Source organism: Ruixingdingia sedimenti (assembly GCF_031432425.1).
GTDB lineage: Bacteria > Pseudomonadota > Alphaproteobacteria > Rhodobacterales > Rhodobacteraceae > Ruixingdingia > Ruixingdingia sedimenti.
In genome coordinates this window covers 45,112-56,986 of record NZ_JAVKPH010000009.1, presented here as the reverse complement: position 1 = coordinate 56,986, position 11,875 = coordinate 45,112, and the positions used below count along the sequence as shown (strand labels likewise).

The 11,875-nt window shown below is 69.5% G+C and carries 12 protein-coding genes; 4 read left to right on the top strand and 8 right to left on the bottom strand.

The features are described from left to right. Positions 1 to 31: 31 nt before the first annotated feature. The gene (locus RGD00_RS10010) at positions 32 to 172 is read left to right on the top strand and encodes a hypothetical protein (RefSeq protein WP_310457186.1); all 141 of its coding nucleotides are present in this window, start codon (positions 32 to 34) and stop codon (positions 170 to 172) included. Between the two features lie 180 nt (positions 173 to 352). Here RGD00_RS10010 and RGD00_RS10005 read toward each other — a convergent pair whose 3' ends face one another. From RGD00_RS10005 to RGD00_RS09995, 3 genes are read right to left on the bottom strand one after another with little or no spacing between them, the layout of a single operon-like run. After that, positions 353 to 1,561 carry an ABC transporter permease gene (locus RGD00_RS10005; protein ID WP_310457185.1) on the bottom strand — a complete coding sequence of 403 codons (1,209 nt, stop codon included), beginning with the start codon at positions 1,559 to 1,561 and terminating at the stop codon, positions 353 to 355. 1 nt (position 1,562) lies between these two features. Continuing rightward, positions 1,563 to 2,270 carry an ABC transporter ATP-binding protein gene (locus tag RGD00_RS10000; protein WP_310457184.1) on the bottom strand — a complete coding sequence of 236 codons (708 nt, stop codon included), beginning with the start codon at positions 2,268 to 2,270 and terminating at the stop codon, positions 1,563 to 1,565. A 3-nt stretch (positions 2,271 to 2,273) separates the two neighbouring features. After that, on the bottom strand, positions 2,274 to 3,539 hold the full coding sequence (locus RGD00_RS09995) for an efflux RND transporter periplasmic adaptor subunit (protein WP_310457183.1): 1,266 nt from the start codon (positions 3,537 to 3,539) through the stop codon (positions 2,274 to 2,276). A 224-nt stretch (positions 3,540 to 3,763) separates the two neighbouring features. Between RGD00_RS09995 and RGD00_RS09990 the strand changes: the two genes are divergently transcribed. Continuing rightward, a complete protein-coding gene (locus tag RGD00_RS09990; protein WP_310457182.1) occupies positions 3,764 to 4,006 on the top strand; it encodes an HP1242/YdcH family protein in 243 nt (80 codons plus the stop codon). 88 nt (positions 4,007 to 4,094) lie between these two features. Here RGD00_RS09990 and RGD00_RS09985 read toward each other — a convergent pair whose 3' ends face one another. Beyond that, a complete protein-coding gene (locus RGD00_RS09985; protein ID WP_310457181.1) occupies positions 4,095 to 5,213 on the bottom strand; it encodes an anhydro-N-acetylmuramic acid kinase in 1,119 nt (372 codons plus the stop codon). Between the two features lie 64 nt (positions 5,214 to 5,277). Between RGD00_RS09985 and tyrS the strand changes: the two genes are divergently transcribed. Continuing rightward, positions 5,278 to 6,528: a tyrosine--tRNA ligase gene (gene tyrS, locus RGD00_RS09980; protein WP_310457180.1), complete on the top strand. Its 1,251-nt coding sequence runs from the start codon at positions 5,278 to 5,280 to the stop codon at positions 6,526 to 6,528. Between the two features lie 156 nt (positions 6,529 to 6,684). On the opposite strand, the gene RGD00_RS09975 is transcribed toward tyrS, so the two are convergent. The 4 genes from RGD00_RS09975 to RGD00_RS09960 all read right to left on the bottom strand — a co-directional run bounded on the left by RGD00_RS09975 (position 6,685) and on the right by RGD00_RS09960 (position 10,803). Next, positions 6,685 to 7,929, bottom strand: coding sequence for a multidrug effflux MFS transporter (locus RGD00_RS09975; RefSeq protein ID WP_310457179.1), 1,245 nt, complete (start codon positions 7,927 to 7,929; stop codon positions 6,685 to 6,687). Between the two features lie 133 nt (positions 7,930 to 8,062). After that, on the bottom strand, positions 8,063 to 8,701 hold the full coding sequence (locus tag RGD00_RS09970; protein WP_310457178.1) for a DsbA family oxidoreductase: 639 nt from the start codon (positions 8,699 to 8,701) through the stop codon (positions 8,063 to 8,065). 114 nt (positions 8,702 to 8,815) lie between these two features. Then, on the bottom strand, positions 8,816 to 8,932 hold the full coding sequence (locus RGD00_RS09965) for an entericidin EcnA/B family protein (protein ID WP_310457177.1): 117 nt from the start codon (positions 8,930 to 8,932) through the stop codon (positions 8,816 to 8,818). Positions 8,933 to 8,985: 53 nt separating this feature from the next. Next, positions 8,986 to 10,803: an extracellular solute-binding protein gene (locus RGD00_RS09960; protein WP_425603401.1), complete on the bottom strand. Its 1,818-nt coding sequence runs from the start codon at positions 10,801 to 10,803 to the stop codon at positions 8,986 to 8,988. 261 nt (positions 10,804 to 11,064) lie between these two features. Between RGD00_RS09960 and RGD00_RS09955 the strand changes: the two genes are divergently transcribed. Continuing rightward, positions 11,065 to 11,838 carry a 3-hydroxybutyrate dehydrogenase gene (locus tag RGD00_RS09955; protein WP_310457176.1) on the top strand — a complete coding sequence of 258 codons (774 nt, stop codon included), beginning with the start codon at positions 11,065 to 11,067 and terminating at the stop codon, positions 11,836 to 11,838. Positions 11,839 to 11,875 lie beyond the last annotated feature (37 nt).

The following is an 11,875-nucleotide window of genomic DNA, read 5'->3' as shown; positions in this document are numbered from 1 at the left end:
CTTTACTTGCATCCAACGTCATGAGAACAAATTGGCAACAACACAGGAGGTTGCCATGCTGGCCGACATCAAGGACGTGCTGACCCAATCCCGTGCGACGCTGATCGAGGATGCGGTCGGCGTGGCGGTGCTGTTCGGGGCGCTGATGGCGCTGTTGTCGCTGCCACTCTGACGGCGGTGCCGGTGGAGGGGGCGGCGGCCTCCGGCGGGGATATTTGAAGGACAGAAAGTGACAGGGCCGCGGCCCTTCTTCATTTTCTGTCCTTAAATATCCCGGGGGTCCGGGGGCTGGCCCCCGGCGCTGCGTGTGCGATCCCTGCCGTGCGATGGGACGCAGGGCAGGGCGCCGCGATCACTGGTGGCGCAGCGCGTCGATCGGGTCCAGCCGGGCGGCGCGGCGGGCGGGCATGTAGCCGAACAGCACCCCCACCAGCCCCGAGAACACGAAGGCCAGCGCCACGATCCCCGCGCTCGGCGCGAAGGGGATCGCCATGATGCCGGAGGCGATGGCGGCGATGCCGAGGCCGGTGGCCACGCCGATCACGCCGCCGATCACCGACAGCACCACCGCCTCCACCAGAAACTGGGTCAGCACCTGCCGCGCCGTCGCCCCCACCGCCAGCCGGATGCCGATCTCGCGCGTGCGTTCGGTGACGGAGACCAGCATGATGTTCATGATCCCGATCCCGCCCACCAGCAGGCTGACCGCGGCGACCGAGGACAGAAGCCCGGTGAGGACATTGTTCACCGAACTCAGCATGCTGGCGATCTGCGCCATGTCCATCACGGTGAAATTGTCCTCGGATCCGGGTGCGACGCGGCGGCGTTCGCGCATCAGCGTCTCGATGTCGCGCTGGCCGCGTTCGGTGCCGACGCCCTGCGCCAGCGCCACCTGCATGCTGGATACATCGGGCGAACCGGCCAGCCGCCGCTGCACCGCGCGGATCGGCATCACCACCAGATCGTCCTGATCCTGCCCCATCGCGCCTGCGCCCCTGGCCTCCAGCAGCCCGGCCACCGTGCAGGACACCTTGCCGATGCGGATCACCGTATCCACCGGGTTGCTGCGGCCGAACAGCTTGCTGCGCACCGTCTGGCCGATGATGCAGACGGCGGCGCCGCTGTCTTCCTCGGCCTCGGTGAAGGCGCGGCCGCTGGCGATGGTCCAGTTGCCGACGGTCAGGAAGGCGTTGGTGCTGCCGGTGACAGAGGTCGCGGCATTGGCATTGCCGTAGACGGCGACCTGCGGGCTGGTGCGGATCGGGGCGACCGCGCCCACGCTCGACAGTTCCGCGACCGCGGCCACGTCGCGCAGGGTGAAGGCGGGCGCGCGCATCCGTTCGCCCCCGGGGCCCATGAAGCGCCCGCCGCTGCGCACCATCAGCACATTGGTGCCGAGGCTCGCCACGCTGGCCGTGACCTGACGCGAGGATCCCTCGCCGATCGTCACCATCGCGATCACCGCGGCGACGCCGATCACCACGCCGAGAACGGTCAGGAACGACCGCAGCGCGTTGCGCGCGATGGTCTGGGCGGCAAGGCGGATGGTTTCGCGCAGCATCTCAGGCCCCCGTCGTCCGGTCGCTGACCACGCGGCCGTCGGTGAACACCACCAGCCGGCTGGCATAGGCGGCCATGTCGTCCTCATGCGTGACCATGACGATGGTCATGCCCTCGGTGCGGTTGAGTTCCACCACCAGCTGCATGATCTCATGCGAGCGGTGGGTGTCGAGGTTGCCGGTCGGCTCGTCGGCGAGGATCATCATCGGATCGCCCGCCAGTGCCCGGGCGATCGCCACGCGCTGCTGCTGGCCGCCCGACAGCTGCGAGGGATGGTGGCCCTCGCGCCCCTCCAGCCCCACGCGGGCCAGCGCCGCGCGCGCCCGCGCCGCGCGTTCGGGCCGCGGAATGCCCTTGTAGATCAGCGGCAGTTCCACGTTTTCCAGCGCCGAGGTGCGCGGCAGCAGGTTGTAGCCCTGAAAGACGAAGCCCAGATATTCGCGCCGCAGGATTGCGCGCTGGTCGCGGTCGAGCCCCGCGACCTCGACCCCGTTGAAGAGGTACCGGCCCGATGTGGGCCGGTCGAGGCAGCCGATGATGTTCATCGCCGTCGACTTGCCCGACCCGGACGGGCCCATGATCGCGACGAATTCACCCTGCCGGATCGTCAGGTCCACCCCGTCGAGCGCGCGCACCTCTGCCTCGCCGGTGCCGTAGGTGCGGGTGATGCCGCGCAGGTCGATCAGCGGCGGGGGGGCGGCGGCGGTCATGGGTCAGGCCCCGCCGGTCTGTTCGGTGATGACCTGATCGCCCTCGGCCAGATCGCCTTCGAGGATCACCGTGCGCCGCCCGTCGCTGTCGCCGGTGCGCACCGTCACCTCGACCGGCGCGCCCGCGCGCAGCACCCAGACCGACCGCGCGGCGCCGCGGCCCGCGACCGCGTTGCGCTGTGCGCGCGGCATGCGCGGCATGATCATCCCCACCAGCCCCCGCCCGCCGCCCGCCGGGCCGGCCGCGGTTTGCGCGGGCGGCGCATAGCGCAGGGCGGCATTGGGCACCAGCAGCGCCTCGGTCTCTTCGGCCACGGTGATCGTGGCGGTGGCGGTCATGCCGGGGCGCAACAGCAGGTCGGCGTTGCCGACGGCCAGCACGCCCTTGTAGGTCACGACGCCATCGGTGGTTTCGGGGGCAAAGCGCAACTGCACCAGTTCGGCGTCGAAGGCGCGGCCCGAATAGGCATCGACGGTGAAGCGCCCGGCATTGCCGACGCGGACCCGGCCGATGTCGGCCTCGTCGATGTTCACCTGCACCTGCATCCGCGTCAGATCGCCCGCCAGCGTGAACAGCGTCGGCGCCTGCAACGTGGCGGCCACGATCTGCCCCACCTCTGCCTGCCGGTTCAGCACCACCCCCTCGATGGGCGAACGGATCACCGCCTTGTCCAGATCGGTCCGCAGCATGGCGAGGCTCGCCTCCGCCTGCGTCAGGTTCGCCCGGCCCAGTTCGACCGAGGCCTGCGCGCGTTCGTGCGCGGCGCGCGCCATCACCAGATCGCGATGCGTGCCCACCCCGCGCTGGTCCAGTTGCGATTGCGCGTCGAAGGTGAACTTCGCCTCGGCCAGCGTCGCCTCGGCATTGGCCAGTTGCGCGCGGGCGGCATCGACGGAGGCCTGCGCATTGATCAGCTGCGCCTTCAGCCGCGTGTCGTCGAGCCGCGCCAGAACCTGCCCGACCGTCACCTGGTCGTTGTAGTCGACCTCGACCGTATCCAGCCGGCCGGAGATTTCCGACGACACCTCGACGGTGGTCGTCGGCTCGACCGTGCCGGTGGCCGTCACCGTCACCGTCAGCGTGCCGCGCGCCACGGGTTCCGTGACATAGCGCACCGCGGTTCCCGCCTGCCGCCCGGCCATCCAGTACCAGCCCCCCGCGCCCGCCGCCGCCAGCACCGCGACCAGCACCAGCCAGACCGGCCAGCGCCGTTTGCGCCCCGCGCGGCTCAGCGTGCGGGCGATGTCCTCGGTCGTCTCGCGGGGCATGTGGGTCCCTTCCCTGGGTGGCACTCGTCCTTCTACGCGCGGGCGGGCCGTTTCCGTCGCGGCTTTTTCGCGGCCCCAGTCCGCCACGCCGGGCGGGGCCATAGCTGGCAGATCGCCCGCCCTGGCACAAGCGCGGTAACGGGGCGTTCACGGATATGCGAGCCGGGCACTGGCGGGGCGCCATCGGAAGGGCTAGATGACTCGGGATCAAACCGGAGGACATCATGTCGAACACCCCCCATACGCTGGCCGAGGAATTCCCGGGCAAGGCCGATGCCATCCATGCGCTCAAGGTTTCCGACGCGCATTTCGCCCGCCTGCTTGATGAATATGACACGGTGAACGATCAGGTTCACCGCGCCGAAACCAAGATCGACCCGGTGGACCAGCTGGTGGAAAACGAGCTGCGCAAGCGCCGTCTGTCGATCAAGGACCAGATCGCCCGGGCGCTGTCGGCGGCGGCCTGAGCCCGCGCTGCACCCCGTTCGGGGCCGTTTTCGGGCCCGGCGGGGTGCGGCAGATCGTCCCGGCCCGGCGGTCGCCCGCCGGGCCTTTTCAGGCCCGCACGGCCAGCGCCCCGGGCCGGCTGATCTGCCCGCCGCCCACCGCCGCCGCCACCCCGGTGGTGCCGGGCCCGGATGTCGGCAGCCCCCGCGCCACCCGCACCGCCAGATGGGCGAAGGCCTGCGCCTCCAGCATGTCGCCGTCGAAGCCCGCCTCTTCCACCGCCAGCACCGCGACGCCGGGCAGCCTGTCGGCCAGCATCGCCATCAGCACCGGGTTGAGCCGCCCGCCCCCCGTGACCAGCATCACCCCGGGCCGTGCCGGCAGGTGATCGAACCCCGCCGCGACCGCGGCCGCCGCAGCCGCCGTCGCCGTGGCCACAGCATCGGCATCGTCCAGCCGCGCCAGCGCCGCCGCAAGATCGGGAAATGCGTTCCGGTCCAGCGACTTCGGCGGCGAGGCTGCGAAATGCGGATGGCGCAGGAAATCCGCGATCACGCCCCCATCCACCCGCCCCGTGGCGGCCAGCGCGCCGCCCTCGTCGCGCGGCAGGCCCCGGCGCGCCTGCATCAGGTCGTCGATCGGCGCATTCGCCGGCCCGGTGTCGAAGGCCAGCAGCGCGCCCTCGGCCTCCGGCCGGTCGTGGCGCGGGTCCGCCCAGGTCAGGTTGCCCACACCGCCGAGGTTCAGGAATACCACCGGCCCCGTGGCCCGCATCCGCCGCGCCAGCGCGAAATGATAGAACGGCGCCAGCGGCGCGCCCTGACCGCCGAACCGCATATCCGCGGTGCGGAAATCCCAGACCACGGGCAGGCCCAGAACCTCTGCCAGGATCGCGCCGTTCCCGGCCTGATGCGTGCGCCCCGCGCCCGGGTCATGCGCCAGCGTCTGGCCGTGGAACCCCGCCAGTTCCGCCCCCGTGAACCGCGCCAGAAGTTCGGCATGCGCGGCCTCGACCACCTCGGCGGCCGCGGCCACGCCCGGATCGCCCGGCCAGCGGCCAAGGGCGGCGCGGATCACGGCGCGTTCGGCATCGCCATAGGGCCGGTAGGCGGTCGGGCCGAATTCCAGCACGTTTTCGCCGTCGGTCAGCACCATCGCGGCATCGACGCCATCCATCGAGGTCCCCGACATCGCGCCAAGCGCCCAGACCGGCCCTTTCTTCAACATGCGCTTCCCCTCGCCCCCCGCCGCCGCTATACCGGCGCGCAGCCGAAATATGGATGATGACGCCATGACCTACCATGCCAAATCCGATTTCCTGCGCGTGATGATCGAGCGCGGCTATCTGGCCGACTGCACCGATTACCAGGCGCTGGACGAAGCGCTCGTGCAGGGTGTGGTGCCGGCATATATCGGCTATGACGCGACGGCGGCCTCGCTGCATGTGGGGCATCTGCTCAACATCATGATGCTGCGCTGGCTGCAAAAGACCGGGCACAGGCCGATCACGCTGATGGGCGGGGGCACGACCAAGGTGGGCGATCCCTCGTTCCGGTCGGAAGAACGGCCCCTGCTGACGCCCGACCGGATCGACGCCAACATCGCCGGGATGAAGCAGGTGTTCGCCCGCTACCTCAGCTATGGCGACGGGCCGGCGGATGCGATCATGCTCAACAACGCCGAATGGCTCGACAGCCTGAACTACCTCGACTTTCTGCGCGACATCGGGCGGCATTTCAGCGTCAACCGGATGCTGTCGTTCGAATCGGTCAAGTCGCGGCTGGATCGCGAACAGTCGCTGTCGTTCCTCGAATTCAACTACATGATCCTGCAAGCTTATGACTTTCTGGAACTTTATCGCCGCTACGGCTGCCGGTTGCAGATGGGCGGGTCGGACCAGTGGGGCAATATCGTCAACGGGATCGACCTGACGCGCCGGGTGCTGGATGCGGAAATCTGGGGCCTGACCTCGCCGCTTTTGACCACATCCGACGGGCGCAAGATGGGCAAGTCGGCCTCCGGCGCGGTCTGGCTGAACGGCGAGATGCTGAGCCCTTACGAGTTCTGGCAGTTCTGGCGCAACACCACCGATGCCGATGTGGGCCGGTTCCTGAAACTCTACACCGAACTGCCGGTGGAGGAATGCGACCGCCTCGGCGCGTTGCAGGGGGCAGAGATCAACGCCGCCAAGGTGATCCTGGCCAACGAGGTCACGGCGCTGCTGCACGGGGCGGAGGCCGCTGCGGCGGCAGAAGCGACGGCGCGCGAGGTGTTCGAGAAGGGCGGCCTGGGCGAGGACCTGCCGACCCTGACGCTCGCCCCCGACGAACTGGCCGAGGGGATCAGCGTGGCGCAGCTTTTCGTGCGCACCGGGCTGGCGAAATCGGGCAAGGACGCGAAACGCCTGATCGCCGAGGGCGGCGCGCGGCTGAACGACGAACCCGTGCTGGATGCGGGGCAGCTGGTGCGCGCGGGCGATCTGGCCGATGCGCTGAAACTGACCGCGGGCCGCAAGCGCCATGCGCGGGTGGTGATCGGCTGAAGTCAGATGTTGCTGTTGCGTCCATGACGGCGCCGGGGGGCCAGCCCCCCGGACCCCCCGGGATATTTATGGACAGAAAATAAAGAAGCGGCGTGCCCCCTGTCACTTTCTGTCCTTAAATATCCCCGCCGGAGGCTCCCGCACGCGCCGCCTGCACTACAGCCGGGCAGGGGGCCCGGAATGCGGCAGGCGGCCAAGCAGCAGGAAGGCCAGCAGCGCCAGCACCGCCACGCTGGCCGACAGCGGCAGCGCGGTGCCGTCGAAGGCCAGCCCCACCGGCGCCGCGATCAGCACCCCCATCACCGTGGCCAGCGACGAGGTGACAGAGGCCGCCATGCCCGCGATATGGCCCATCGGTTCCATCGCCAGCGCGTTGATGTTGCCGAGCGTCAGCCCAACCATGAAGAACACGCCCACCATCCAGATCATGAACACCGGGAAGGCGAGCCCCGCCGGCACCACCCCGGTCGCCGTCAGCACCGCCATCGTGCCCGACATCGCCACCTGCAACGCCAGCGAGCCGCGCGCCATCCGCCGCATGCCGAGCCGCACCACCAGCGAGGCGTTGATCATGCTCGCCATGCCCGCCAGCCCCGCGATCAGCGCGAACCACAGCGGAAAGCTGTCGCCCCGTCCGTAGGTCTGGTCGAAAAGCTGCTGGACCGAGGACAGCGTGCCGAACATCGCCCCGAACACCAGCCCCTGCGCCGCCACGCTGATGCGCACCACCGGATGCGCCACCACCTCGCGCGCCGAGGCCAGCAGCGCGCGGGGGGCGAGCGGGCGGCGGGCCGACAGCGGCAGCGTTTCGGGCTGGCGCAGCCAGAGCCAGCCGACCGAGACCGCCGCGAACAGCAGGAAGGCGAGGAAGATCGACCGCCAGCCGGCAAAGCCGATGATCACCGCGCCGAGCGCGGGCGACACTGCGGGCACCAGCGCGAAGACGATCATCGCGATCGACATGATCCGCGCCATCTGCCGGCCGGCGTAAAGGTCGCGCAGCATGGCGATGGTGACGATCCGCGGCCCCGCCGCCCCCAGGCCCTGCACCAGCCGCGCGGCCAGGATCGCCTCGAGCGAATCCGCCTGCCAGGCCACCAGCGCGCCCACGCAGTAAAGCGCCGCGCCGCCGATGATCACCGCGCGCCGTCCCAGCCTGTCGGACAGCGGCCCCGCCACGAAGGTGCCGAGCCCCATGCCGAAGACGAAGCTCGTCAGGATCAGCTGTGCCCGGTTGGGGTTGGCCGGTGTCAGTTCGCCGGCGATTTCCGGCAGCGCCGGCAGCATCGCGTCGATGGAAAAGGCGACGGTGGAAAACAGCAGCGCCACCAGCACGACGAATTCGAGCAGCGACAGACGATGCGCGGAGGGCGGGGCGGACTGGGGCGGCGTATGGGTCATGTCAGCCTAGTACGCCGCAAAACGCCCGGGCGCCAGCACCCGCCCGGGGGGGCGCAGGGGTGCGGGGCCGCACAGGTCGGGGGGCAGGTTGGCGCCGGTCCGCACAGCGGCCCGCGACGGGCCATGGCGGCGGCTAGCGCACCGCGGCGAGTTCGTCGATGACCTGGAGCCAGAAGGCGGGCGGTTGCGCGCCGGAAACCACATACTGGTTGGCGACGAGGAAGGTCGGCACCGCGTTCACCCCGCGCTGGCGGGCGTGGCTGTCGCGTGCGGCGATGGCGTCGCGGTCGGCATCGGTGGCCAGCAGGCGCGCGACCATCGCGCCCTCCATCCCCGCCTCTGCCGCGATCCCGGCCAGCACCGCGGCATCGCCGATGTCCCGGCCGTCGCGGAAATAGGCGCGGAACAGCGCCGCGACCACCGCGTTCTGCCGCCCCTCGATCCCCGCCCAGTGGATCAGCCGGTGGGCGTCGAGCGTGTTCGGCTGCACCGCCATGCGGTCGAGGTTGATGTCCACCCCCGCGGCCTCTGCCGCGCGCATCACCTGGGCGTAGATCTCCACCGCGCGGGCCTGGCCGCCGAACTTGGCCTCCAGATAGTCGCGCCGGTCCACGCCGCCGGGGGGCAGGTCGGGGTTCAGCTGGAACGGGTGCCATTCGATGCGGAAGGGATGGCCGGGGCGCTGTTCCAGCGCGCGGTCCAGATTGGCCTTGCCGATCATGCACCAGGGGCAGACCGGATCGGAAAAGATGTCGAGTGTCACCTGCGTCATGCCGGCCCCCATGCCCCTACGCCCACCTGCGGGCCCCGCAACGCCCCGGCCGCTTGTAGCCTGTCGGCCGGGCGACGGCAAATTCCGGCTGAACCCATGCGCCCGGGCGTGCCGTCAGAACCAGCCCTGCACCGTCACCGCCGCGCCCGAAATGTCACGGCCCACGCCGTCCACCGTATTGCATGCGCCAAGCGCCAGCAGCACCAGCGCGGTCCCGATGATCTTCTTCATGTCTGCCTCATGCCTCGTGCGCGGTATCCTCCGCCTGTGGATAATATAGGGCATCATTCGGCATACCACCAGACCTCGGGCTGGAAGCCCTGCCAGTCGCCATAGACCGGCAGATGGTCGGGGTAGCGCAGGCGGCTGTCATGGGCGATGCGGCCGCGGTCGGCGAACCACAGCGGGATGGCATAGCGCCCCGCCGTCAGCGCACGGTCGAGCGCCTGTACCGCGGCGGTGAAATCGGCCGGGTCGGTGGCGGTCAGCATGCGGTCGATCATCGCCTCCACCGCCGGGCTGTCGATCCCGGGCAGGTTGCGCGTGCCGGGCGCCTCCACCCCGAACCGGCCCCAGTAGAGCCGCTGTTCGTTGCCCGGCGACAGCGACACCGCCACCGTCCAGGGCGTCATGTCGAAATCATAGGCGGCGGTGCGCGCCTGATACTGTGCCGGGTCCACCAGCGCCACGCGCGGCGCGATCCCCATCCGGTCGAGTGCCGCGGCATAGATGTTGACCACCGCCCGCATTTCCGCCGCGCCCTGCGGCAACAGGATCTCGAAGGTGAAGGGGGTGCCCGCCGCATCCTTCATCTGCCCCTCCTGCACCGTCCAGCCCGCCTCTGCCATCAGCGCGATGGCGCGGCGGATGCCGGCGCGGTTGGCGGCGGTGCCGTCGGTGGCGGGCAGGGCATAGCCTTCCAGCGCGCCGGGGGGCAGGCTGTCGGCAAAGGGCAACAGCAGGTCGCGCACCGCGCCCGCCGCCGGCCCCGGCCCCCCCGCCAGCGGCGCGTTGGAAAAGACCGAAGCGATGCGGGGTTCCACCGCGCCGTTGAGCGTGGTGTTGATGAACTCGAAATTGAACGCCTGGATCAGCGCCTCGCGCACGCGCCAGTCGGTGAACACGGGGCGGCGGGTGTTGAACGCCAGCCCCGACATGCCCGAGGGCCGCCCGTGCGGAATCTCCGACTTCACCACCGCGCCCGAGGCCACACGGTCGAAGTCATAGGCCGTGGCCCACCGCGCGGCGGAGGTTTCGCGGAAGCTCGTGATCACACCGGCCTTGAACGCCTCGAACACCGCATTCGCATCGGAAAAGTAGTCGAAGCGAATCTCGTCGAAATTGTGCTGGCCCCGGTTGTAGGGCAGATCCTTGCCCCACCAGTCGGGGTTGCGGCGGAAGGTGATGAAGCGTCCGGGTTCCTGCGCGGCCACGACATAGGGGCCCGACCCCATCGGCGGCTCCAGCCCCGAGGCGGCGAAATCGCGCCCATCCCATTGCGCCTTCTTGAGAATCGGCCGCAGGCCGAGGATCAGCGGCAGTTCGCGGTCCGCCACGGCGAAATCGAACCGCACCGACCGCGGCCCCGTCTGTACCACCTGCGCCACCTTCTGCGTCGCGGCATGGAACCGCGGCGCGCCCTTTTCGCCGAGCATGTGGAAGGACCAGATCACATCCTCGACCGTCACCGGACTGCCATCCGCGAATCGCGCCGACTCACGCAGGATGAATTCCACGTGAGTTCGCGCCTCATCCGTGATCACGCTTTCCGCCAGCAGACCGTAGAGCGTGAAGGGCTCGTCCCACGCCCGCCCGAGCAGGGTTTCGACCGTGAAGCTCGCCACCCCCCAGGGCGCGCGGCCCTTGAGGATGAACGGGTTGAGCGAATCGAAGCCCCCTGTTTCGCCAAAGACGATCCGCCCGCCCTTGGGCGCATCCGGGTTCACCTGGGGAAGTGCAATGAAATCAGGGGCTAGCGCGGGTTCGCCATACATCGCGATGCCGTGCCGGGGCGTCGGTTCCGCCGCCGCCGCACAGGCCAGAACCCCCGCCGCCAGCAGGGCCGGGACCAGACGCAGCGCGCCGAAATTCTGCTTTCTCATGTCGGGGACAGTCCTGCAAAGCCGTGTTCGCCTGCCCGCGACCCTAGCCGCCCCGGCGCGGGGGTTCAAACTTTTAGCTTGGAAGCCGCGCACATAGGCGCTATATAAATCTTACTGCTCGATAGGTTTCTTGCCTGTATGAAACCTGCCTCAATACTCAACGCCGGCCTCGTGCCGGCGTTTTTTTTGGCGCTGTGTTCCCCTTGCGCCCCTTCGCGGTGGCGGGCATGGTCGGCCTGATCCGCAACAGGCGAGGGACACATGAGCCTCAGGGGAAAGACCGCGATCGTCACCGGGTCCAATTCCGGGATCGGATTGGGCGTGGCCGAGGAACTGGCGCGCGCGGGCGCCGATCTGGTCGTCAACTCCTTCACCGACCGGCCCGAGGACCACGCGCTGGCCGACCGGCTGGCCCGTGATCACGGTGTCCGCGTCCGTTACATCGGCGCCGACATGTCGAAACCCGACGACTGCCGCGCGCTGGTGGAAAAGGCCGGGGGCTGCGACATTCTGGTGAACAACGCCGGCATCCAGCATGTCGCGCCGGTCGAACTGTTCCCGGCCGCGAAATGGGATGCGATCATCGCCATCAACCTGTCCTCCGCCTTCCACACCACCGCCGCGGCGCTGCCGGGGATGCGGGAAAAGGGATGGGGGCGGATCATCAACATCGCCTCGGCCCATGGGCTGACGGCCTCGCCCTACAAGGCGGCCTATGTCGCGGCCAAACACGGGGTGGTGGGGCTGACCAAGACCGTGGCGCTGGAATGCGCGGGGCAGGGCATCACCTGCAACGCGATCTGCCCGGGCTATGTGCTGACCCCCATCGTCGAGGCGCAGATCCCCGACCAGATGCAGGTCCACAACATGGATCGCGAAACCGTCATCGCCAAGGTGATGCTGGCGCGCCAGCCCTCGGGTCAGTTCGCGACGGTGGAACAGATCGGGGGGACGGCGGTGTTCCTCGCCTCTGCCGCGGCGGATCAGGTGACGGGCACCACGATCAGCGTCGATGGCGGCTGGACGGCGCTGTAGGTTTCAGGCCGGAATCAAAGGGCTACGGCAAGAACCT

What these genes read in the sequence shown, in the direction of transcription:
- RGD00_RS10005 (WP_310457185.1), bottom strand. Translation starts at nt 1,561, where the DNA reads ATGCTGCGCGAAACCATCCGCCTTGCCGCCCAGACCATCGCGCGCAAC.
- RGD00_RS10000 (WP_310457184.1), bottom strand. Translation starts at nt 2,270, where the DNA reads ATGACCGCCGCCGCCCCCCCGCCGCTGATCGACCTGCGCGGCATCACC.
- RGD00_RS09995 (WP_310457183.1), bottom strand. Translation starts at nt 3,539, where the DNA reads ATGCCCCGCGAGACGACCGAGGACATCGCCCGCACGCTGAGCCGCGCG.
- RGD00_RS09990 (WP_310457182.1), top strand. Translation starts at nt 3,764, where the DNA reads ATGTCGAACACCCCCCATACGCTGGCCGAGGAATTCCCGGGCAAGGCC.
- RGD00_RS09985 (WP_310457181.1), bottom strand. Translation starts at nt 5,213, where the DNA reads ATGTTGAAGAAAGGGCCGGTCTGGGCGCTTGGCGCGATGTCGGGGACC.
- tyrS (WP_310457180.1), top strand. Translation starts at nt 5,278, where the DNA reads ATGACCTACCATGCCAAATCCGATTTCCTGCGCGTGATGATCGAGCGC.
- RGD00_RS09975 (WP_310457179.1), bottom strand. Translation starts at nt 7,929, where the DNA reads ATGACCCATACGCCGCCCCAGTCCGCCCCGCCCTCCGCGCATCGTCTG.
- RGD00_RS09970 (WP_310457178.1), bottom strand. Translation starts at nt 8,701, where the DNA reads ATGACGCAGGTGACACTCGACATCTTTTCCGATCCGGTCTGCCCCTGG.
- RGD00_RS09965 (WP_310457177.1), bottom strand. Translation starts at nt 8,932, where the DNA reads ATGAAGAAGATCATCGGGACCGCGCTGGTGCTGCTGGCGCTTGGCGCA.
- RGD00_RS09960 (WP_425603401.1), bottom strand. Translation starts at nt 10,803, where the DNA reads ATGAGAAAGCAGAATTTCGGCGCGCTGCGTCTGGTCCCGGCCCTGCTG.
- RGD00_RS09955 (WP_310457176.1), top strand. Translation starts at nt 11,065, where the DNA reads ATGAGCCTCAGGGGAAAGACCGCGATCGTCACCGGGTCCAATTCCGGG.